Consider the following 22832-nt stretch of genomic DNA (forward strand, 5'->3'; position numbering starts at 1 on the left):
TGCTGACCCGGACGAAGAGTGCGGACCCTCATGCGGGAACCTTAATGTGCAGGTTTTCTGACTCTTTTGTTATCACAGGTTCCCAGGTGAGATTACCTTTGTAGCGGGAAGCCATTCTGCCCGTATCGTCCAGTGCGAATAAGTGAAGCCAGCGATTGTCAAACAACGCGCGAACAGAGTCGTGCCTTTGAAGAATTGCCGTCATCGCTTCGACAGGAGCTTCGATGCAGACAGATAGGCGAAGAGGCTGATGCGCGAAGCTGTTACCGTCATGCACTGACTGCCATGGCAGCCCTGCCCGCATTTTTCCTCCATTACCTTCCAGCACGCCGATACCGCCAACAACGTTATGAAGAAGCTTGTTTCCTGAACCGAAAACATCAGGCGCAACAGTTGATCCGTAATATTGCAGGCTGATCCAGCTCGCCACCACAACCGGGGCTGTCATAATAAGTTCGAGAACACCAAACTTGTTGGCTGCGTCATTCTTCCAGTCATAATTATGAAGAAAGGCCCGGCCATCCAGTTTATGAGCGGATGTCCGCAATCTGGGAGCAGCTATGAACGCCTGACAGCCGGCAAGCCCCCATTCAGGACGCACTTCTGCCCAGTTATGAGCACGCGCCAGTACATCTTTTTCGCTACCCGCACCCGGCAACCGGAGCTTACGCTCTTCGCGGGCAATAATGCCGGCTTTGTCCAGCCAGTCGCGCGTCTTCTTGAGGATATCTGCGTGACTGCCGTAATCTCCGTCCTGATCAAAAAGAGTCACCCTGTCCGTCGTGGTATCATGTAGCGCGCCGACGAAAAGCGTATCATCCGGAATCTCTATTTTGCGCTTTGTCAGTCCGGACCGGACATCCGGATCATTTAGAATAAGAGCGAGCAATCTCGCATTCACATCACCTGCATATCCGCCACAGGCGCCACAGTGCAGGCCGCTGGCGAAGGGGTTGTTAACAACATTGCCGCCATGTCCGGCAATCAGTACGACTTTGCCAAACCCCGCCGTCAGGGACATTGCCCTCAGAATGGTTTCCGCTGCATCTATACGTGTCCGGATATCAAGGTCCGGCTCAAAACGTGGTGCAGGGTCACAGGCCCCTTGCATGGATTGCAGGCCAAGCGCATCACGCAAAAGTTTAAACAGATAGGCCGGGCCCATAGCTTCAACAAAAGCAAATGAAGAAACCGCAGCCAGTTTGAAACGTCCCCATGCCCTGTCAGAGCGCGCCTGATAACGATGCGACTTTTCTGAAGGATCATCTGCCTTGCCGGAGCAGGATGTCAGCGTCGAATTCAGCAAAACAGGAAAGCGGTTTTCTTCGATATCCGAGCCAAACCGCCTGTGTCTGGTGAACAGACCAAAGAAGCCGGCAAATCCGAGGGTCTGAACAGACGGGTCAACAGACTCAAGCGCCCGTCGATATACTTCCGAACGAACATCAATACAGAAAGCCGCCTGTAACTGAGGAGGGGGAGCCGTTGTCGTTGAGGGCAGCTCAGAACTCAACATTCCGGACAGATTGCGTTGGCTCGCCCTTTCGGCGGCTTCCTGAAGTATCTCGTCAATGATCTGGTCCGGCGACGGTTTCAGAGGCTCGGCATGCTGCTTCACGGTCTCCTGCCACTGGACCGCGATTTGTTCTTCATACTGAAGGTAAAGCGCCTCCTCCCAACAAAGCCGAATGGCCAGCAGTTCCGTCAGGGTGTTGTCAGTCCTGCCGGCCAGTTCTGCTTTCCACAGTTCATGACGGGCATATTGTGCCCAGCCTCCAAGAGAGAGCAGCAACTGATGAAAATAGCTGGCGAAGGCACTTTCAGGGATACCAAGTCTGTCAGTTATTCCTGCGATCGCATCGACCGGCGTTTCAGGCAACAGGTCAACATAGCCGGGAAAATTCCTTAAGCCCTGTATCTGCGGAGATAAATCATGCGTTGCCCAGGCACACCATGACTTCCATGCACCGGAACGGCGTGACGCCGCCCATAATGCCTGACCCTGATCAAAATACCCGCCAGCCCAGAGCCCGAGGCGGTCCTCCATGAAGGCGCACCAATCGATATCTGATTGCCGGGTTGCCAGACTGGTGATTGTTGGCAATGCCGGTGACTTGTTAGTGCTGGATTCTGCCGCCGTCTTCAGTTCCAGGACCCCCGAAGGCTTGTCCTTGTGGAGAGACGCTTCCAGGGCGTCCTGAAGATCGGCGTCAACGATCTCGCCTGAAGCAATTTTGTTCTGATACCAGTCTCGCGGCATAACGACACTGACATCACTGATGCGCCCAAGGCGTGCGGCCACATTTGCCAGGCTGTCTGTGCCCTGACCGAAAAAGGGATTAACCGCAACCGATGTATCCAGTGGCCAGGAGGGGGGAATCATTCTTCCGGCCGCATCGATTGCATTTTTCAAATCATGCTGCGGGATGCCGGTTGCGGCCTGTACATTAGTCATTGGGAAGCCTCCTTGTGAGGTTTGTTCTGGTTACCGGGGATAGCCCAGCCATCAAGCAGCCGATCAAAAACCGTGTTAAAGTAGAGGCCGTTTGCAAGATGCACCCGCAGCCCTGCCGTTGCCGGGTGATAAGCCCATAACGGAAACATTGACTGAGCCAGCGCCACCAGTCCAAAGCTGATAAGAGCCAGAATGATCAGAGCCCACTCAAGCGGACCGGGCGCCGGTGTTCCGGGAAGTGACCCGACGGATATATACTCTGCACCAAGTTGCAGGACGAAGTAGCTGACGGATGCGACCAGGGCATAAAGGCTGGTACGTAACGTCAGCGCCCGCGGGGCATCATCTGCCAGCCCCTGCGCTATCAGATAGGCGACCCCAAAGATCAGAATGGCGCCTAAAGCGACGGATTGCGGTGACTTGTCTTCAAATCCGAAACCAAATCCAACCGCGGCATAAATGATCAGCGCAGCAATGAATGCCCTGATGACAGCCTTTCCATTCGGTATGGCAATCGGACCCGGGCGCCGGTTGGCGGCAACCAGATCAACAGCCGATCCGGAAGCCAGAAACGCATGTGCCTTGTAAAGTGAGTGGGCAACGATATGCAGCAGAGCCAGCGGAAACAGGGCGAGACCACATTGCATGATCATAAAGCCCATCTGACTGACCGTTGACCATGCGAGGGAGGTCTTGACCGCTGATTGCGTCAGCATAACGGCGCCGCCAAGGATTGCCGTAAACCCTCCGACCATCACCAGAACAGCAAGCACCCCGGGCGCCAGCAGCATCACATCCGCAAACCGTATCAGCAGAAATCCGCCAGCGTTGATGACGCCGGCATGCAAAAGGGCAGACACCGGGGTTGGCGTTTCCATGACCTCCGTCAGCCAGCCATGCGTCGGAAACTGTGCTGATTTCAGAAGCGCAGACACCGCGATCAGCACAGCAGCCAAAGTGACATATAGTGTCCCTTCGCTGTTTCTGGCCTGATCCAGAATGGTTGCGATGTCCGTGGTGTTATAACTGAAGTAAAGAAGGATGCCCGCAGAGATCATTGTGATATCAGCAACACGCGCAATGATGAACTTCTTGCGCGCTGCACGAATGGCAGGCCGCCTGTCCGGATAAAACAGAAGCAGTTTGTGAAGACACAGGCTGGTCGCAATCCAGAAAACCGCCAGTTGGAAAAGATTTCCGCTGGAGACCACCATCAGGACACATGCCAGCGTTGCTGCCATCCACCCGATAAAGCTTCCCTGCCTTGCCTCCCCTTCAAGGTAAGAAGCGGAGTAACGCAGTACGATCCAGCCGATAAAGGTCACAAGGCAAAGCATTGTGCCACTAATCACATCAACCCGCGCACTGAGGCCGACACCGGCAACGCCAAGCAGTGAACTGGTTCCTGGACCTGCCTGATAAAGAACAAACGTTGCAGACACCGCCAGAACGAAGACAAGAAAGGCCACTGATTCGGCAATTTTTGATAAAAAGGCCGTATTTTTATTTCTGCTTAATAAAATCATTCCTGATGTCACAAATAAAATACAGGATGAAATGACCGGTAGTAAATAAAAACTGCTCATTCGACAGCGTCCTTTATGGCGATTTTCCTGAAAATAGCCGGACGATTTTGTTATTAAAAATACATAGTTTATTAGATTTCGTTCTGTTAAAATGAACGATATGGCGGATATGAATTACCATCATCTGTATTATTTTCATGTGGTCGCCCGCGAAGGCCACCTGACGCGCGCAGCTGAATTACTGAATGTTTCCCAGTCAGCCCTCTCTTCTCAAATACGGCAGCTTGAAGAACGCTTCGGACAGCAGCTTTTTGAACGGCGGGGTCGCGCCCTCCATCTGACTGAGGCCGGACGGATCGCACTTGATCACTCCGAAACAATTTTTTCTGTCGGACGAGAGCTGCTGGCCACTCTCCAGCAGACCGGCTTTTCACGTCAGCCTTTGCGCGTCGGAGCGATTGCAACCCTATCGAGAAATTTTCAGCTGACTTTCCTGAAGCCGCTTTTGGGTCGCTCGGATGTCGAGATCATATTGCGGGCAGGTAGCGCAGGAGAACTTCTGAACGCACTGATTACGCTACAGCTTGATCTGGTTCTGACCAATCAGGAGCCGCAGACTGATGCGATCAGCCCTTTTATCACTCATAAACTTGATGAACAGACAGTCAGTCTCATTGGCGTGCCCGGGCTTTGCAAAAAGAAGATGTCCCTGTCGGAGCGACTGGCCACCTGCCCCCTTGTACTGCCAACCCGGTCAAGCGGAGTGAGGCGGGGGTTTGATGCGCTTGCAAGCCGACTGGGTGTCGTGCCTCAAATCGCGGCAGAAATTGATGATATGGCGATGATGCGGCTTATGGCACGAGAAGGCGCCGGGATTGCGGTTATCCCGCCGATTGTTGTGAAGGACGAACTGGAAGCCAGCATGCTCACGGAGGTCGACCAGTTGCCTGACATTACGGAAACGTTTTTTGCAATTACAGTTGAAAGACGTTTCCCCAATCCGCTTCTAAAAACTCTGTTTTCATAGGCTGTACCGTTAAACTGTCCGGAAATTTTCATTTAAATAAAGCCAGCCAGCCCGCACCCTGTCGCCGACAGAGGCGGGAAACATGTTCCGGCCACAACAGGGAGGAAAACGCTCATGCATATGTCCGGTGACAATCGCCAGCGCAACGTACTCGGCGGCAAACTGCAAAGCTGTTCGCTGGAGCCGCTGACCGGCTTCTATCGCGACGGCTGCTGCGCCACCGGGCCGGGTGACCGCGGGCTGCATCTGGTCTGCGCCGTCATGACCGACGACTTCCTCGCCTTCTCGAAAGAACGCGGCAATGATCTCTCAACCCCGATGCCCGAATTCAGTTTCCCCGGCCTGAAAGCCGGCGACCGCTGGTGCCTCTGCCTCGCCCGCTGGATCGAGGCGCATCAGGCCGGTGTCGCCCCCAACCTCATTCTCGAAGCCACCCACGCCCACACCCTGAACGCCGTCAGCCTGGATGTGCTGCGGGGCTACGCGGCGGAGGGGTGAAAGCGAACAGCAACCCCGGTCGCTTCCTGATGTTGGCGGTCAGGCTCCGCTGTCCCTTTGTATCAGATCCCAGAATCTCTCGGCCATTTCCGACAACCGGGCGCGGGACCGGATAAGAATGATTTTCACATCAACCGACCAGTCGTCCGGCCCGGCCGGTGTCAGGCGACCCGCCGGGCCCATTTCATCCAGCGCCAGACTTTCCGGAATCCAGGCCACACCTTTGCCATCTGCCGCAAGCGCCTTGAGCGCCATTGCCAGATGCGATGTGAAAACCGTCCTGAGATGGAGATCATCGCCCCGTCCGGACAGATTACGGGACAGAATGCGCCCCATTCCCGACTTTTCCTCATAAGCCAGACGCGGAACCGGCATCTCCGGCGACCCCGGCAGGCGGTAGAGGGCTTCACCCTTCTCATTCCTGCCGCTGACCGGAATCATCTGGTCGGAAGACAGTTCAATATACCGGTAGTTCTGTGACTCCAGCCGGTTGCCGCTGGCTTCATGGTAGTGGCACAGCAGAAACTGGGCCTGCCCCTCCAGCATGATTCTTTCACATTCATTCATATTGTCCGACAGCAGCCGGATCGGCATGGTCGAGGTCGCAGGCCCGAGCCCCTGAATCCATTTCGGGAAATAAACGAACGAAAGCGCATGCGTCGCCGCGAAAGTCACCGTCGCCGTCTCGGCACGGATCTGCACGAAATCATGGCGCACGCGCTCCAGACGGCGGGTAATATCCGCCGCCGCCTCCAGCATAATTTCGCCCGCAAGTGTCAGCCGCAACCGGTATCCCGAACGGTCGACAAGCGCCGTCCCGCACCAGTCTTCCAGCGACCGGATCCGGCGTCCGAAGGCAGGTTGTGTAATGTTCCGTTTCTCAGCCGCCTGCGAGAAATTCAGCGTCTCGGCCAGAGCCTGAAGGTCTTCCAGCCAGGTCGTATTCATCGCCAATCCCCTCCCACAGATCTATGCCGTAATTGCACCATCGAGATAGCATATACGGGGAATATTCAGGAATATATTTCGCTTATCAAAGATGACCGACAGAAACATCATGCCATTTCAGCATTAAAACAGCCCGAATTGGCATTGGACGCCCCTTACACCGGCGCTTAAGGATATTACCGTTCCCGCCGGTCCTCTGGCTCAACAGTGAAATGGAATATCCAATGCGAATTCTTGATGTTTGCGAAGTCACGAAACCTATCTCCTCACCCATTCGCAATGCCTATATCGATTTCAGCAAAATGACCGCCAGTCTGGTGGCAGTTGTCACGGATGTGGTCAGGGACGGACGCCGCGTTGTCGGCTACGGCTTCAACTCCAACGGCCGCTATGGTCAGGGGGGCCTGATCCGCGAGCGGTTCCGGGATCGCATTCTGGAAGCCGCCCCGGAAAGCCTGCTGAATGACGCCGGCAGCAATCTCGATCCGCACAAGATCTGGGCGACCATGATGATGAATGAAAAGCCCGGCGGCCATGGTGAGCGGTCGGTTGCGGTCGGCACCATCGACATGGCGATCTGGGACGCGGTTGCCAAGATCGAGGGCAAGCCGCTCTTTCGCCTGCTGGCCGAGCAGACCGGACAGGAAGCCAATCCCAGGGTTTTCGTCTATGCCGCCGGTGGCTACTACTATCCCGGCAAGGACAACAGCGCCCTCTGCAAGGAAATGCGCGGCTATCTCGACCGCGGCTACAACGTGGTCAAGATGAAGATCGGCGGCGCCTCGATTGACGAGGACCGGGGCCGCATTGAATCCGTACTCAGGGAAATCGGCTCGGAAGCACAGCTCGCCGTGGATGCAAATGGCCGGTTCGATCTGGAAACCGGCATTGCCTACGCCAAGATGCTGCGCGACTACCCGTTGTTCTGGTACGAGGAAATCGGCGATCCGCTCGACTATGCCCTGCAGGCCGCGATATCCGAATTCTATGATGCGCCGATGGCGACCGGCGAAAACCTGTTCTCGCATCAGGATGCCCGCAATCTGCTACGCTATGGCGGCATGCGTGCGGACCGCGATTTTCTCCAGTTCGACTGCGCGCTGGCCTATGGTCTGGTCGAATATCTCCGCACGCTGGATGTCCTGCGCCAGTTCGGCTGGTCCCCCACACGCTGCATCCCGCATGGCGGCCACCAGATGTCCCTCAATATCGCGGCCGGCCTCGGCCTTGGCGGCAACGAAAGCTACCCCGACCTGTTCCAGCCCTATGGCGGCTTCCCCGACGGCGTCAAGGTCATCGACGGCCATATCACCATGCCGGACCTGCCGGGAATCGGCTTTGAAGGCAAATCCGACCTGATCAAGGTCATGCGCGAACTTGCGGAGTGATTGGGGAGACTTTGGCAGAGAACTGAGACCGGATCGGTCGGCATTCATACCGGCGATCATGACAAAATGACATGATCGCGCCCTCCGTCGTCCCGGAAACGTCGGAGCCGGACCGTCCGGGACCTGTTCCCCCCCATTAACGCAGGTCCCGGACAGCCGACCTGCCGGTCGTTGCGGGATGACGGGTTGGCGGGTCTGTCCGACAGCGAAATGGTCTGAAAAGCAGCGTTGATGGCGAGAGGGACTGGGGTTACCCGACGCTTTCGTCGTTTCGGTGAAACGACTGTCGCTGGTTGAGCGCTACTCTAAGGGACTAAGCACAGGGTTTGTTGATATCACTGTCAAAGAACGAGCCCCGCGCGTAAGCGCAACATACAGTTCTTTCTTCGAGAGGGATGTCGCGTCTAAGACGATGGCATGATCAAACTCCAACCCCTTAACTAAGAGCGTAGTCCCAATAAGCTTGCGCCGCCCACTTGCTAAGCGACCCTTGTATCGAAATTCTCGATGATACTTGTCTGCGGCTTCTCCTAATGAAATGTCTGGATGTAACACGTGCTTGCGTAACACACCCATTGCACGGTTAAGAAGGTCCGCACGCACCACTCGCACACCTTCGGTCTCTTTCAACACCTCTATGAAACGTGCCATAGCTGCGCTAGTAGGCGCGTCAAGGAACGCGTTGGCCTTGCCTGCAGCATCCGGGTTTCGTGTGTTAGCACGGATACCAACCGCCTCACCTCGGAGGGTCGCAGCGGGAAGATTTTTCGCAACGGCAGTCATGCATTTTTTGGCAAAGGCGATGACTTCCTGAAGACAAGCAGCAGCCGTTTGGGCGGCGTTAATCCGTCTTATAAATAAGAATAGGTCCCGACCTTCAACCTCTTCAATGGAAGAATACATACCAGAGAGACTCCTCGAAAGCCGATGGCACTTGGCCTTGTACTCCTGACTTCCCCTATGAATGGCGATCACAGTTTGCATAGGAGCGCACCGGAAATATCGGCAGGCGTTGCCTTGCGATCGCAAGAGAGTCTGAGGATCAGTACCCGACGAAATATAGCGCACACTTTGAGGCCGGTTTTCCCGGAGATCAATGGGCTGTCCTTGCTCAAGTTTTGTTCGAATGCTTGACAGCCATTCACCAAGCTCGCCTCTCCCTGACTGTCTCCAGCGATGAGGTATTTTAAGAACACCGAGACATTCAAAATTTGCATCAACATCCTGCCTCCAACTCACCGGGTTCTGTCCGCGAAAATCAAAAATTCCTTGTAACGGGTCACCGAGTATTCGGCTCGGTAAATCACGCGCTAACTTTAGCAAAATGCTGTGTTGGCCGACCGAGCAGTCCTGATACTCATCGACAAAGACCCCCGTATAGGATGCGCGTACGATCCTGCGGATAAACTCATGATCGAGCAGTTCTCCACATGCGACGTACAACGCACTCCACTGTTCGTTGTCTGCGGGACAAACAACATTCCAGTTTGACGTGTATGAATAGGCAAGGGTAAGCCGTAACGACCAACTTGCTATTGTGTCAATGTGATAGAGATTGTCTTTCACACTCAACATACGCATCTTGTTTCTCAGGGCGTTCACGCCTGCATAAGTGTGAGTTAGAATTAATTGTCGTCCAACGCACCGAGCCGTTGATTCTGCAATCAAATAGGTTTTCCCGTATCCGGCGGGCGCCACGACATAGCCCGCCCCCTTGTGCGTGGCTAAAATATGTGAAAGTTCACACACTATCGATCCAGTCCCTCATACTAGTAAGCTGCCGAATCAGATCGCTCTCACTAATGCTAACATCTGCCAAATGGACAGAAACAGCTGCTGCCCATTCGCGACTCCAGCTTTGCCGCTTGAACCAGCCGCTAACCTTAGCCGCCCTGCCGAGGGCGGTCCGAAGTTGCTGAGTGTCGGCCCATGCCGTCACATCACAGTCAAAACCCTGACCAAACTGGGTCCGCACCTGATCAAGTAGGCGGGCATCATCACCTTTAATCTCACACGCTGTGTTAAAGGATGCGATTACGCCAGCCCATGGGATATCTGCGAAGACCCGTTCTTCAATTGACAGTTCATCATCCCACTTTATGACACTGATCCCGGCGTTACGGAGTTCACCAGTGTGCGCTTCCGAAAAGAGTTCAGGCGCATCGGAATCCGCAAAGACCGCAATATCATAGCCGAGGAACTTTAGATTCTCGGCTATCTCCTTGATATTGCTTGCTCCGCCTACGTCGTATAGTGCAATTCCAAGATATGCAAAGGACTCCCAGCCATGGAATCCCCCCCAATAATCATCTAGGCCACGTAGAAAACCAACTTCGGTGGCCCCTTCGCAAACGATGATCTTACGCGCAAGAAAAACCTCAGCGTTTGAGCGAATTTTACCCTGAATTGAATCGGATATTGGGGGTCTATTAGCAGGCACCACCTTAATGTTACCACCGGCACAATGGACAATTTGCAGATCATTAACTGTCAGTTCGCGTAACACGACTGGCGAATGGGTGGTTAAGAAATACTGACCTGTTTCATCCTGCTTAATATGCTGCAGAAGGCGCGCAATCCGATGAGGCTCAAGCCCGACCTCCACTTCATCAAAAAGAGTGATATGCGGTGTCCGAAGCGCTTGTCTCTGCAAGCCAGTTGTCAGCATGCGCTTAGAACCAAGCCCGAGCAATCGCAGGGGTATATCACCGTCATGCAGGGCAAGACCTGCTATTCGGACATTGACGGCATCATTATCAAGGTGTGCCTTATAGGACGTGACAACATTGACACCAAGTGTTCGAGCGGTGTCTTCAGCAGTTCCTGCTACCTCGTCAAACCCAATTAAGTCCAGAGCACGCCGAGCCTCTAAAGCGCTTTTTGCTGCGCGTGTCACACCGACCAAAGATGAAGAAATGTTCTCACTTTCGGTGAGCTGGCTAAGGATCGAGCCACGAGACCATGTGAGATGCCGATCAGAAATAGTACCTATTAGACTCACTGCGACTTTTGCTCGGTCATTCGCACGAAAAGGAATGCCGTCATCTTCATCTCTTTTTATTACCGTCCAGGCCGGCTCAAGGTCTTCCGCTACTTTAAGACGAACCCTAAGTACTTCTTCAAAATCACCAGGATCATCCATACGAGTTAGCGCCTCATGATTCCAACCAGACAGCGATTGACCGTACTTTTCTAGATCGCGAAATGAATCCGGCAGGTCACCTAGGATGGCCTCAATCGAAATTGGATGGGCAGGGTTGCAAAGATAAAAATCGGCATCATCGAAAGCCAAATTCCATTGTGGATGAAAGACGCGCCGCAAAGCTTCAAGAATTGTCGATTTTGTCGAATCTCCGCGCCCAGCCAGACATACAACATTTCGGTTCGGAACCGGCCAGTCGAGCTCACGAACACCTCGAAAGTTGCTAACCAATAAATGACGTATCCGCATCAGGACACATTCCTATTTAGTTACTTTTGTTGCCCCGTAGTCCAATTAGCATTCAGCATTAATCGTGCCCTTTTCTAAGCATGCCGCCGATCTTTACTAAATAGAATATTTCTTAAAAAATACTATAAAAAGTGGTGATAATCACACAAACAACTCTCTAGCATTTAGGTGCTCCATTTCACGACCGTTTCTTATGCAAACTTCACTTTCATTCAATCGCACGGGCATAAATTTCAAACCAAAAAGAGAATTATAACACGAAATACATCTGACAGAATCCACGGAGAGAGCGTCCCGCGGATACGGCAGCAAGAAAAATGGTATGGTCAATATTGGCTTCAACATGCTGAGGGATATCAGGCGGATGGGTGAGGGAAACTCAGCGTGCCCGACGCTTTCGTCGTTTCGGTGAAACGACTGTCGCTGGTTGGAGGTGGGAGGTTTTGTTGATCGCTTCGCTTTGCGAAGCGATGTGGTGCGCCCGGCGGGATTCGAACCCACGACCCCCAGATTAGGAATCTGGTGCTCTATCCTGCTGAGCTACGGGCGCTATGCGGCGGGAACATAGCGTTTGATGCGCGATCCGTCACCCCCGAACAACAGGCGGAGCGCAGAGGCGACACATCACCCCTGCTGCACCCCGGAAACCGGTTGCTGCCCGGTCAGTCGAACACCGATGACAGTTTTTCAAGGTTCGCCCCGCCTTCGAAATGGCGAAGGTCGTAATAGGTCACCGAGACCAGGCTGGCGAAGAACACCATGATGACGGCGTTGATCACAGCTTCGATCAGGGCACCGGCCAGCAGGGCATCCGCTCCCGGCCCGGCAAAGGCGATGATAATCCCGATTACCAGACCAAAGCCGAAGGCCAGCGCGAAGAAGATCAGCAGGCTCAGTGCCATCAGCCCGAAAATGCGCCACCGGTTCCCGCGGGTCAGTTCGGCGCTGCGCGAGAAGCTCCGGAAAATGCCCGGCTTCTCCATCACAGCCACCGGAATAACGACAAAATAGACACAGAAGAAAATGGCGGCCGGCACCACCAGCAGCATGAAGGAGACGATCAGGCCCAGCGAATAGAGGATCACGATGGCCAGCAGCGGCAGGGCCAGTACCAGCCCCCGGCCAACACATTCGGTGAAGCTGGTTTTCTGGTCATCAAGTGAGCGGACCGCACCATAGACAATCGCGCCCTGCGCGACATAGCTGAGCATAATGGACAGAAAGCCCACCACCAGAGACAGGGCCAGAACATCCTGTTGCATATTATAGGCAACATTTGACGAATCGAGCGACGGCACACCACCCAGCAGGACCTGAAAGATCAGGGGGATCAGCGACAGCATGACCGCCAGAAACATGAATGCCGGAAAATTCGAAAACATGACAGAGAAGGTCCGGGCAATAACAGAGCCTGCACGCAGCTTGCTGACCTGAACCGGGGCTGTCTCTGTCACATCCGTCATCGCCGCGTCCTTTCCTATCGGTTGTACAATTGTGGCATGAAATTTTCTCCGTGGTAAAGCGTCAACTGGCCAGACGGCGGTGGCGACAGCCCCGCCCCGCTGTGCTAATTTCGAGTCGGGAGGGCAGAATGGAAAGGGTTGGATATTGGGCCAGAACAAAAGCAGCCGGTTACGGGACGACAATGGCACGGGTGCCGTCGGCGTCATCCCGCTTTATCATCGTGTCTATACCATTCTGAGCCAGCAAATCCGCGAAGGGCAGTTCAATGCAGAAACACCTCTGCCGGGCGAACAGCAGATTGCCAGCATGTATGGCGTATCACGGGTAACCGTCCGCAAGGCCCTGCAAAGGCTTGAACAGGAAGGCCGGATTATCCGGCAGCGCGGCCGTGGCACCTTCCCGATCATGGACAGACAGCGCCCCCCGGTCGGCAAACTGGCCGATCAGATGACCATCATGCAGGACACCGACAGCCAGGTTCTGCTCTATGAATGGGCAGGGGCGACACCCGATATTGCCCAGGGTCTCAAAATCAGACAGGGAGACCGCACCCTGCGGGTTGACCGGCTGCGGATGCGTAACCGCATCCCGCTGGCAATGGGCTGTTCCTGGGTGGCCGAACGTGCCGGCAAACTGCTGGATGAAGACAGCGTCAGCCAGGCCCCCATCGTCGAGCTGTTGCGCGAACGCGGACTGGCGCCCGGGATCGTCGAACAGCGCATCACCGCAACCCTGGCCGATGCCGCCCTGTCCACCGGCCTGCAGGTTGCACCGGGTTCGCCACTGATCCTGATGCAGCGCATCGTCTATGATATTGATTCCAATCCGATCATCTTTATCCGCTCGCATTACCGGCCGGACCGGTACAGCTATCTGGTGACGCTTTTCCCGGATCAGGACGGGCCGACACCGCGCTGGGTGGAAATCGAATAACCGTCTGGCAGGGGCCGGCAGGGCAATATCTGAGCCCTCGACGAAAGGGTTATCTTTCCCGCAAAATTGGAGTAACTTTGTTGCACCTGTTTGGCTGTATCGGAGCATAAATGCCGGACGAAACGGCAGTAAAGCGGTCTGCAATGCTGACACAGGCGGATATTCAGCAATTGCTGAGCAACCCGTCTGCGGAAAGTCGCGCGCTGGTCGGTGGCAAGGTCGCCGATGTCTATGACGGACGTGCCATGTCCGAGCGGGAGCGTCAGCTGGCCGACGGTATCCTGCGGGTTCTGGCGCAGGATGTGGAACTGGCCGTGCGCAAGTCACTGGCCGAACATCTGCAATCAAACCCCGATGTCCCCCATGATGTTGCCAAGAAACTGGCAACCGATGTCATTGAAGTCGCCGAACCAGTCCTGACCCATTCCGATGTCCTGACCGATGTCGACCTGATCGATATCATCCGGACCCAGCCAACCGCCGCACAAGTAGCCGTTGCGAAACGCCGTACCGTGCCGGAGCCGGTTTCCGACGCACTGGCAGCCACGGGTGTCGAACTGGTGGTCGCGACACTGGTCCGCAATAACGGTGCTGAAATCTCCGAACGTACCTTTGAACGGGTCATCAACGACTTCGGCCAGTCAGAGACGGTAACATCCGGGATGGTGTCCCGTCAGAAACTGCCCCCCGGTGTCACCCGGCGGCTGATTGATGTGGTCAGCGACACGCTCAAGATGGAACTGATCAGCAAGCATGATGTTCCCGAAGATGTCGCTGAGAAGATCGTTCTGAAAAGCCAGGAAGACACCCTGAAAGACCTGCTGGGCAGCACCCCGGCAGAGCGTAATGTCGAACAGCTGGTGAAAAGCCTGAAAGAACGGGGGCGTCTGAACACAAAGCTGGTGCTCCGGTCACTGGATGTCGGCGACCGGGAATTCTTTGAACATGCGCTCTCGGAACTGTCGGGCATTGCCCATCAGAATGCCGTGCGGCTGATTACCGACCGGGGCACCCAGGGCCTGCTGGCGATCTATCGCAAGGCGCGGTTGCCGGAAGATGAATACCCTTCCGTGCGGTATCAGGTTGACCGTCTTTATAATCTGCGCGCCGGCTCAACTTACGCACCGACCACCGCCCCCGGTGCCAATATGGTCGGCTTTGAAGGTGACTTCTTTGGCGGTGGCGGCTGGGTCGGCGACAGCTGAAGCGAATTGTCCGCTGCCTGAACCACTCATCCTTACAGACACCCCGGACAGATGCCGGCAAGCTCTGTTCAGCCGTCGTCGCCCGGCACACCATAAGCCGGCGCGCTTGCCGGATCGCCGGCACGGGTGATGTAATCCTGCATCTGCGGCTCATAGGCATTCCACAGCGACCGCAAGGCCGTGACGCCCTCGTCTTCCGCCCAGTCCGCCCGAAGGTCGACAATCGGCCAGACCGGATCACCACAGACTTTCAGACCGGCGGAATGCACCGGACCAGCCTCGCCACCGGCAAACATTCCGGCTTCCAGGGACAGCATCAGACGTTCCGCCAGCGGCAGACCGGCATCTGATCCGGTGAAGGTCGCGACCATGGCGGCGGGCACACCGTCATTATCCAGCAGATTACCGGCGGCCACACAATTCTCACCGGCTGCGGACACGTTCACACCCAGTGTCATGTCACCGGAATAGCGGGCGGTCTGGCCTGCCATATCAATCACCGTCAACTGACGATAGGTAATGGCGGCTGTAGTTCTCACGACCTCGTCCAGCGCGGCCTGCGGTGCCTCGCCCGCTGCCAGCCGGTCGAGCAGGACCGGGCCCAGCGCCGGGTCGGTGATGTTCTGGGTCATCACCGCACCAACACCTGAACGCAGCCAGGCACAACGCGCCGCCACGGCGATGGAGGAAGAAGTGACCGCTGTGCCGATCTGTCCGGTCCGGGCACAGCGTGCCGCAATGGAAAATGTCATGTCAGTCCTCGTTCAAACAGGGAGCCCCAGCCGGGGAGGCTGTCGGCAACACCGGAGAGCCGCAGGCAATGCCAGGCCATTGCATGATTTGAGGAGGTCACCGGCTTGCCGATTTCCGCCTCGATATCGCCAATCACGCTGGCGGCACGTACATTGGTGCAGGAAATGAACACCGAATCCACATCCTCGCGCCGGCCCAGTTCAATGGCCGCCCGCTGCACGTCCTCAATCCGGATACGCGCCACCTTCCGGTCATCCGGCTCGTTAAACGACGCCATCACCGGCACTGCAAACCCACGTGCCTGAACATACTCCCGGATATGCAGATTAACGTCATCCCGGTAGGGGGTCAGCAGGCCAATCCGGTTGCACTGAAGCGCCCGGAAAGCAGCAAAGGCCGCCGTGATCGGCGTGGTGACGGCGATGCCGGGGCGGGCTTCGCGGATGCGCTCTGCCACCCGGTCTTCGCCGATGACCATCGAGGCCGAAGTGCAGCCAAAGGCCATCACATCCAGATCCACACCCGGCAGCAGCAGATCCGCCGTCGGTGCCAGCCGCTGTTCCATCCGGGCCAGTGTTTCCGGCGTAATTTCGTTATCGTTAAGGATACGGCTGTGAAAGACCGTCACACCATCCAGTGCGAGAATATCAGCGAATTCCCGTTCCATGGACTGATCAGAAGCCAGCACGATCAGACCGATACCGGCGCGCGACGCCACGCCTTCATCAAGCTGAAACGGAAGATTCCGCAGGCTGACAGGAGGAGCGTCGACAGCGCCGGACATCTGCTTTACTTCGCCGCGACGATCATCATTTCGACGGTAAACTTCGGCGAGGCCAGCCGGGCTTCAACGCAGGCACGGCAGGGCGCATGACCTTCCGGCACCCAGGCATCCCACACGCTGTTCATCTCGGCAAAGTCCTGAATGTTGGAAAGCCAGATATTGGCGCTCAGCAGCTTGGTCTTGTCGGTCCCGGCTTCAGCCAGCAGCTTCTCGATATTTGCGAGAATATCTTCGGTCTGTTCCTTGACGGTCGCACCCGGTGCATTCTTCGCAACCTGACCCGCAAGATAGACAGTATCGCCATGGATAACAATCTGGCTCATCCGGGTGGCAGTCTGTTTGCGTTCAATCGTCATTCCTGTATCTCCGTTCATTGCGATGGTTGCGGGGACCGATATTGCCGGGCACCCTGTCGCCTTCATGTTATCAGAGGCTGGCGCGAACATGCCAGCATCGCAACCGGGATGAAACAAGCTTGTCCAATCTATTCGACCTGACCGGGAAAACCGCCCTGGTCACCGGTGCCTCGGGTGTTCTCGGCGCACATTTCGCCCGCGTTCTGGCAACCGCCGGTGCCTCTGTCGCACTGGCCGCAAGACGGACCGACCGGCTGGAAAGCCTCGCTGACGACATTACCGCAGCGGGTGGCAGCGCATTTTCCGTCAGTATGGATGTGACCGATGCCACCTCGGTAGAAGCCGCCTTTGCCGGTATTGCTGCCGCATTGGGGCCGGTTGATATTCTCGTCAACAATTCCGGTATCGCAAAGACCGCACCGGCGCTTTCACTGTCTGATGATGACTGGACATCGGTTGTCGATGTCAATCTCAACGGTGCGTTCCGCTGTGCGCAGTCCGCGGCCCGGCAGATGAAGCAGAATGGCGGCGGGGTCATCATCAATATCGCCTCCATCCTGTCATTCCGGGTAACCGCGCAGGTGCCGGCCTATGCCGCAACCAAGGCCGGGCTGGTACAGATGACACATGCGCTAGCGCTGGAATGGGCCCGCGACAATATCCGGGTCAATGCCCTCGCACCGGGCTATATCGCGACGGACATCAACAGCGACTTCTTTGCCTCCCCCGCCGGGGAAGCCATGATCAAACGTATCCCGCAACGCCGCCTTGGCCAGCCCGCTGATCTGGACGGGCCTTTGCTGTTGCTGGCTTCCGACGCATCCGCCTATATGACCGGCAGCGTCATCACCGCTGACGGCGGTCATCTGCAATCAACTCTCTAGCATAAAAGGACAGATTTCATGATTATCGACGAACGTACCTACACCCTGCATCCGGGCAAAATTCCTGAGTTCCTGGAACTTTATCAGGCTGAAGGCTATGCCGTTCAGACCAGCCATCTGGGCGAGCCGGTGGGCTGGTTCTGGACCGAAATCGGCGTCCTGAACCAGATTGTCCATCTCTGGGGTTACGAGAACATGGCCGATCGCGAGAAACGCCGCGCCGGTATGGCCGCTGATCCGAAATGGCAGGCCTATCTCAAGAAGGCATCCCCCTATTTCCGCGAGATGCAGAACCGCATTCTCATTCCGGCCCCCTTCTCACCGATAAAGTAAACCGATGGATTTCAACCTGACACCAGAGATCGAGGAGGTCCGCCAACAGATCCGGACCTTCGTCGATCAGCGTCTGATCCCACTGGAATCCGATGCGGCTTCGTATGACGACCACGAGAATATCAACGAGCCTCTGCTGGAAAGCCTGCGGGCGGAAACCCGCAAGCTGGGCCTGTGGTCCCTGTCGATGCCGACAGAGCGCGGCGGACGCGGCTTCAACACGGTCGGCATGGCTGCCTGTTACGAGGAAATGAACCGCTCTATCTTCGGCCCCGCCTGCTTCAATGCGGCACCGCCGGATGACGGCAACATGTTCCTGCTGAACCGGGTTGCCACCGACGCACAGAAGGAGAAGTGGCTGCAGCCGATCATCGACGGCAAGGTCCGGTCGTCCATCGTGATGACCGAACCGGCCCCCGGATCAGGTTCAGACCCGGCCGGCATGATGCGGACCACGGCTGTAAAGAAGGGCGACAAATGGGTCGTGCATGGCCATAAATGGTACATCACCGGTGCCGGTGTCGCAGACCATTTCCTGCTGCTGGCCCGCACCTCGGATGATCCCCGACGTGGCCTGACCTGCTTCCTGTACCATCGAGATCAGCCGGGATGGGAAATCCTGCGCCGTATCCCGATCATGGGCCCGGAAGAACATGGCGGCCATTGCGAGCTGAAGTTCGACGGCCTCGAAATTCCGGATGAAAACCGTCTGATGGGCGTCGGTGAAGGCCTGAAAGCTGTCCAGATCCGGCTGGGGACGGCGCGGCTGACCCATTGCATGCGCTGGCTTGGCCTGTCCAAACGGGCGCTGGAAATTGCCGGTGAGTATGTGGCAGAACGGCAGGCATTCGGGACACCGCTCGGCGATCATGAGGGTGTGCAGTGGATGCTGGGTGAAGCGGCGATGGGTATCCATACCGGTCGTCTGCTGACCATGAATGCTGCCTGGAAACTCGACACCGGGGACTTCGCCCGCAAGGAAGTCTCCATGGCGAAGGTTGCTGTGGCGGACATCCTGCACCAGTCCGTCGATACCGCGATACAACTGTGCGGTGCGAAAGGCTATTCCAAGGATACGATACTGGAATGGATGTACCGTTATGCCCGGCAGGCCCGGCTGGTCGATGGTGCCTCGGAAGTTCACAAGATGGTCCTGGCCAGATCCTTCCAGAAGGAAGGCCTCGATTTCTGGGCCTGGGGCGACAACTGAGGAAACTTTTCCATTAATCCTGTCGCCCCGGCTTTCATTCGGGGCGGCAGGGTTAATTTCACCAGACCGGGACAGCCCGCGGATCAGGAACAAGAATGGACGAAACAGCCCTCAAGCAACTTTCAGACTGGCTCGGGCAATCGCTCGAGCAACAGGTCACGGTTACCGCCGCCAGCAAGCTTACCGGCGGCGCCATTCAGGAAAACTGGCTGATCGGAACCGACAGCGCAGGGGATCTGGTATTGCGGACCGACGCCCCGTCCGGCGTCGCAACATCGCACAGCCGTGAGCAGGAGTTCACCCTGCTCCAGATTGCCTATGAGGCAGGTGTCACCGTACCGGAGCCGCTGGCGTTCTGCACCGACCTCGCCGTGATCGGCAAACCCTTCGCAGTGATGCGACGGATCGGCGGCACCGCACTTGGTCACCGGCTGGTTCGTGATCCGGTGATTGCAGAAACCGGCGACCGGCTTGCAGAAAACCTCGGCAGGGAACTGGCCCGCCTGCACAGGGTAAAACCTCCCCGTCCCGGTCTCGACTTTCTGACCCCGGTTCAGGACCATCCGGCGGCCGACCGCATTGCACTCTATCGCCGTTACCTCGACGAGTTGCCGGAACCACAGCCGATTCTGGAATGGGTGATCCGGCGCCTCGAACTGACCATGAAACCCGCCGATGATATCTGCCTGATCCACTGTGATTTCCGGACCGGAAACTACATGGTCGAAGAGGGAAAACTGACTGGTATTCTGGACTGGGAGTTTGCCGGCTGGGGTGACGCTTATGAGGATATCGGCTGGTTCTGTGCCCGCTGCTGGCGCTTTGGATCAGACCGGGAAGCCGGTGGCATTGGCTCACGCGAAGCCTTTTATCGCGGATATGAGTCAGAAAGCGGGAAACAAATCGATCGTGACAGCGTTCCCTGGTGGGAGGTCATGGCAACCGTCCGCTGGGCCGTGATCGCCCTGCAACAGGGCATGCGCCATATCTCCGGTGAAGAACCGTCACTGGAGCTGGCATTGACCGGCAGACGGATAGGAGAGCTTGAACTGGATATGCTGATGCAGCTGAAAAGCATGGGAGAACTGGCATGAAAGCGCAGCCCGCAGAACAGGATCTTCTTGCGATTGCACTGGAAACGCTGGAAACAAAACTGATTCCGAGCCTGTCAGGGACAGATCGTTATAATGCCCTGATGATCGCCAATGCACTCGGCATAGTCGGCCGTGAAATCAGTGACGGCGGAGACGCGGAACTGCTCTCCGGCAGGATACTGGGCGCGGCTTATGGCGAAAACAGAGGACGAGACTTCAGCGACCTGGCCGAAGACATTCGCGCAGGCCAGCTGGACGGGCGGGAAGATATCGCTGATCTGATCCTGTCACTGGCCCGGACCCGGTGTCATCTCAGCAACCCGAAAGCAGCAGCCGCTTACACAAGCTGAACCAAGACCAACCACAAGGAGTTATTATTGACCATACAGAAAATAGGAATCGCCGGCGCCGGAACCATGGGAACCGGCATTGCCATCGCCGCCGCAAGCAATGGATGCGACGTGCGGCTTCAGGATATCAGTGAAGACCAGCTGAAATCCGCACAACACCGGATTGTCACCTTTCTGGCCCGGCAGGTCGCCAAGGAACGGATGACCGAAGATCAGGCCCGGGATATTGCCGACCGGATCGAAGTGATCAGTGAACTGACCGTATTTGCAGCCTGCGATATGGTCATCGAAGCCATCTTTGAAGATTTCAAGACCAAGGCAACCCTGTTTGAAAACCTGAGCGAGCTGATTCGCGGAGATATGCCGATTGCGACCAATACCAGTTGCCTGACGGTCGGTAATCTCGCGAAGCATGTGAAAACGCCGGAGCGCTTCATCGGGATGCATTTTTTCAGCCCGGCGGAAATCAACCCGATTGTCGAGGTTGTCCGCGGCAAGGACAGTCATCCCGCTATTGTCGATCTGGGCCTGGAATTTGCCCGTGCGATCGGCAAGCGACCGATCCTGTGCAAGGATTCCCCCGGTTTCGCCCTTAACCGTTTTTTCTGCCCCTATACAAATGAAGCCGTCCGGGCGCTGGCAGAGGGGCTTGGGACAACAGCACAGATTGACCATGTTGCGCAGGAATGCTTTGGCGCGGCCGCCGGGCCGTTTCAGGTCATGAACCTGATCAAGCCACAGATCAATCTGAACGCGATTCGCAATCTTGACCGACTCGGTCCGTTTTATGCACCGGTCCCGGAGATGGTAAAGCTCGGCGACAGCGGACTGGACTGGGAAATCGGCGAACTGGACGTCCCCGACGCTGATCAGACGAAGAAGATCGCCGACATGCTGATGGGAGGAACCTTTCTCGCCGTTCTGCAATGTCTGGATGAACAGGTAGCCAGTGCAGAAGACATCGATTTTGGTGCCGCTCATGCATTGAAATTCAGTAAGCCGCCTTGCGCAATGATGAATGATCTCGGCATGATGGGGGTGGAGAGACTAATCCGCTCCAACCTTCATCGTTATAAACTGCCGACGCCTGGCTCTCTTGCCATGATCGGACAACTGGCGGCCTGATCTGAACCGGGAACAGGCGCCATCGGGAGAGCAAGATGGACGCCTGGGTTCCGATCACGATTGCCGGTGCATTTTTCCAGAACCTGCGGTCGGCACTGCAAAAGCATCTGAAAGGCAAGCTGACCGATTTCGGCTCTGCCTATGCACGGTTTTGCTATGCCGTCCCGCTCGCGGTCATCTATTGCTGGCTGATTTTGCATTTTCAGGATGCTGACCTGCCGCCGATGGAAGGTCGGTTTCTGTTCTTCGTCACTGCCGGCGCCCTGCTGCAGATGCTGTTCACCTGGATGCTGATCTGGCTGTTCTCGTTCAGTAATTTTGCTGTCGGGACAACCTATTCAAAGACGGAAACCATCCAGATTGCGGTGTTCGGATATCTGATCATCGGCGACACGATGAGCCTGTGGTCGATCCTCGCAATCGTTATCAGCGCCGCCGGGCTGATGGCTCTGTCGGTCGCCCGCTCGACCGTGACCGTGAAAACGCTCTTTACCAGTCTGGGCAGTAAACCGGCACTTGTCGGGATCGCCACCGGGGCAATGCTGGGCAGTTGTGTGGTTTGCTTCCGGGCTGCTGCACTGTCGCTGCCGGAGGGCGATGTCTATGTCAGGTCTGCGGTTACCCTGGCCCTGACCCTGATTATTCAGACTGTACTCGGTGCTGTCTGGCTGATCCTGCGCGAACCGGGACAGCTGACCGCCGTTCTGAAAAACTGGCGCTGGGGTGGCGCGGTCGGGGTCAGCGGTGTGTTTGCCTCGATCTTCTGGTTCATTGCCATGACCATGCAGAACGCCGCTTATGTCCGGGCCGTCGGTCAGATCGAACTGGTGTTCACCTTTATCGCCAGCTATTTCATCTTCAAGGAACGAACGAACCGGATCGAGCTGCTTGGCATCGGCCTGATCGTCGCCGGGATCGTCATCATCCTGCTGCTTGGCTGACCGACAACTCCGGCAGAACAAAATGCAGAACATCCGGTAACTTGAATGTTCCGGGGAATATCAGCATCCTGCCTGATGAGGAATGCGGCTCCCTGCTACAGGTGAAG

The 22832-nt window shown here is 56.3% G+C and carries 21 protein-coding genes and 1 tRNA gene; 12 read left to right on the forward strand and 10 right to left on the reverse strand.

The window, feature by feature from the left end; genetic code table 11:
- Positions 1 to 28: 28 nt before the first annotated feature.
- Both GH722_03345 and GH722_03350 read right to left on the reverse strand, forming a co-directional pair.
- Positions 29 to 2455 (reverse strand): DUF2309 family protein, encoded by a 2427-nt coding sequence (locus GH722_03345; protein ID MRG70791.1) that lies wholly within the window; start codon positions 2453 to 2455, stop codon positions 29 to 31.
- Positions 2452 to 3981 (reverse strand): oxidoreductase, encoded by a 1530-nt coding sequence (locus tag GH722_03350; protein MRG70792.1) that lies wholly within the window; start codon positions 3979 to 3981, stop codon positions 2452 to 2454. The genes GH722_03345 and GH722_03350 overlap by 4 nt, the downstream gene beginning before the upstream one ends.
- A 160-nt stretch (positions 3982 to 4141) precedes the next feature.
- On the opposite strand from GH722_03350, the gene GH722_03355 reads away from it, so the two are divergent.
- Both GH722_03355 and GH722_03360 read left to right on the forward strand, forming a co-directional pair.
- A complete protein-coding gene (locus tag GH722_03355) occupies positions 4142 to 5008 on the forward strand; it encodes a LysR family transcriptional regulator (GenBank protein MRG70793.1) in 867 nt (288 codons plus the stop codon).
- Between the two features lie 120 nt (positions 5009 to 5128).
- A complete protein-coding gene (locus GH722_03360) occupies positions 5129 to 5506 on the forward strand; it encodes a DUF2237 family protein (GenBank protein ID MRG70794.1) in 378 nt (125 codons plus the stop codon).
- 39 nt (positions 5507 to 5545) lie between these two features.
- Here GH722_03360 and GH722_03365 read toward each other — a convergent pair whose 3' ends face one another.
- Entirely contained in the window at positions 5546 to 6454 is a 909-nt protein-coding gene (locus GH722_03365; protein ID MRG70795.1) for a LysR family transcriptional regulator, read from the reverse strand.
- A gap of 224 nt (positions 6455 to 6678) precedes the next feature.
- Here GH722_03365 and GH722_03370 point away from each other — a divergent pair, with 224 nt between their 5' ends.
- The gene (locus tag GH722_03370) at positions 6679 to 7842 is read left to right on the forward strand and encodes a mandelate racemase (GenBank protein MRG70796.1); all 1164 of its coding nucleotides are present in this window, start codon (positions 6679 to 6681) and stop codon (positions 7840 to 7842) included.
- 300 nt (positions 7843 to 8142) lie between these two features.
- Here the strand turns inward: GH722_03370 and GH722_03375 are convergent, their stop codons facing one another.
- From GH722_03375 to GH722_03390, 4 genes are all read right to left on the reverse strand, one after another.
- Positions 8143 to 9594, reverse strand: a complete 1452-nt coding sequence (locus GH722_03375; protein MRG70797.1) for an AAA family ATPase — start codon at positions 9592 to 9594, stop codon at positions 8143 to 8145.
- Positions 9584 to 11293, reverse strand: a complete 1710-nt coding sequence (locus tag GH722_03380; GenBank protein MRG70798.1) for an AAA family ATPase — start codon at positions 11291 to 11293, stop codon at positions 9584 to 9586. The genes GH722_03375 and GH722_03380 overlap by 11 nt, the downstream gene beginning before the upstream one ends.
- 473 nt (positions 11294 to 11766) lie before the next feature.
- A tRNA-Arg gene (locus tag GH722_03385) sits at positions 11767 to 11843 on the reverse strand.
- 112 nt (positions 11844 to 11955) lie between these two features.
- Complete coding sequence (locus tag GH722_03390) at positions 11956 to 12756, reverse strand: hypothetical protein (protein MRG70799.1); 801 nt, start codon at positions 12754 to 12756, stop codon at positions 11956 to 11958.
- A gap of 79 nt (positions 12757 to 12835) precedes the next feature.
- On the opposite strand from GH722_03390, the gene GH722_03395 reads away from it, so the two are divergent.
- Together GH722_03395 and GH722_03400 are read left to right on the forward strand one after the other, a co-directional pair.
- Positions 12836 to 13690 carry a UTRA domain-containing protein gene (locus GH722_03395; GenBank protein ID MRG70800.1) on the forward strand — a complete coding sequence of 285 codons (855 nt, stop codon included), beginning with the start codon at positions 12836 to 12838 and terminating at the stop codon, positions 13688 to 13690.
- Between the two features lie 110 nt (positions 13691 to 13800).
- Positions 13801 to 14895 carry a DUF2336 domain-containing protein gene (locus tag GH722_03400; protein ID MRG70801.1) on the forward strand — a complete coding sequence of 365 codons (1095 nt, stop codon included), beginning with the start codon at positions 13801 to 13803 and terminating at the stop codon, positions 14893 to 14895.
- Between the two features lie 68 nt (positions 14896 to 14963).
- Here GH722_03400 and GH722_03405 read toward each other — a convergent pair whose 3' ends face one another.
- The 3 genes from GH722_03405 to GH722_03415 are packed head-to-tail and all read right to left on the reverse strand — an operon-like array spanning position 14964 to position 16788.
- Positions 14964 to 15647, reverse strand: a complete 684-nt coding sequence (locus GH722_03405) for a DUF1028 domain-containing protein (GenBank protein ID MRG70802.1) — start codon at positions 15645 to 15647, stop codon at positions 14964 to 14966.
- Entirely contained in the window at positions 15644 to 16432 is a 789-nt protein-coding gene (locus GH722_03410; GenBank protein MRG70803.1) for an Asp/Glu racemase, read from the reverse strand. The genes GH722_03405 and GH722_03410 overlap by 4 nt, the downstream gene beginning before the upstream one ends.
- Before the next feature lie 5 nt (positions 16433 to 16437).
- On the reverse strand, positions 16438 to 16788 hold the full coding sequence (locus GH722_03415) for a RidA family protein (GenBank protein ID MRG70804.1): 351 nt from the start codon (positions 16786 to 16788) through the stop codon (positions 16438 to 16440).
- Between the two features lie 119 nt (positions 16789 to 16907).
- On the opposite strand from GH722_03415, the gene GH722_03420 reads away from it, so the two are divergent.
- The 7 genes from GH722_03420 (at position 16908) to GH722_03450 (ending at position 22725) form a co-directional block, all read left to right on the forward strand.
- Complete coding sequence (locus tag GH722_03420) at positions 16908 to 17672, forward strand: SDR family oxidoreductase (protein ID MRG70805.1); 765 nt, start codon at positions 16908 to 16910, stop codon at positions 17670 to 17672.
- Between the two features lie 18 nt (positions 17673 to 17690).
- Entirely contained in the window at positions 17691 to 18005 is a 315-nt protein-coding gene (locus GH722_03425; protein MRG70806.1) for an NIPSNAP family protein, read from the forward strand.
- 4 nt (positions 18006 to 18009) lie between these two features.
- Positions 18010 to 19215: an acyl-CoA dehydrogenase gene (locus GH722_03430; GenBank protein ID MRG70807.1), complete on the forward strand. Its 1206-nt coding sequence runs from the start codon at positions 18010 to 18012 to the stop codon at positions 19213 to 19215.
- A 95-nt stretch (positions 19216 to 19310) separates the two neighbouring features.
- Positions 19311 to 20309: a phosphotransferase gene (locus tag GH722_03435; GenBank protein ID MRG70808.1), complete on the forward strand. Its 999-nt coding sequence runs from the start codon at positions 19311 to 19313 to the stop codon at positions 20307 to 20309.
- Positions 20306 to 20659, forward strand: a complete 354-nt coding sequence (locus tag GH722_03440; protein MRG70809.1) for a hypothetical protein — start codon at positions 20306 to 20308, stop codon at positions 20657 to 20659. Before GH722_03435 ends, GH722_03440 begins: the two co-directional genes overlap by 4 nt.
- Positions 20660 to 20686: 27 nt before the next feature.
- Positions 20687 to 21784: a hypothetical protein gene (locus tag GH722_03445; protein MRG70810.1), complete on the forward strand. Its 1098-nt coding sequence runs from the start codon at positions 20687 to 20689 to the stop codon at positions 21782 to 21784.
- Between the two features lie 35 nt (positions 21785 to 21819).
- Positions 21820 to 22725 (forward strand): EamA family transporter, encoded by a 906-nt coding sequence (locus GH722_03450; GenBank protein ID MRG70811.1) that lies wholly within the window; start codon positions 21820 to 21822, stop codon positions 22723 to 22725.
- Positions 22726 to 22832: the final 107 nt, after the last annotated feature.

It is taken from the genome of Alphaproteobacteria bacterium HT1-32 (assembly GCA_009649675.1).
Taxonomy (GTDB): domain Bacteria; phylum Pseudomonadota; class Alphaproteobacteria; order Rhodospirillales; family HT1-32; genus HT1-32.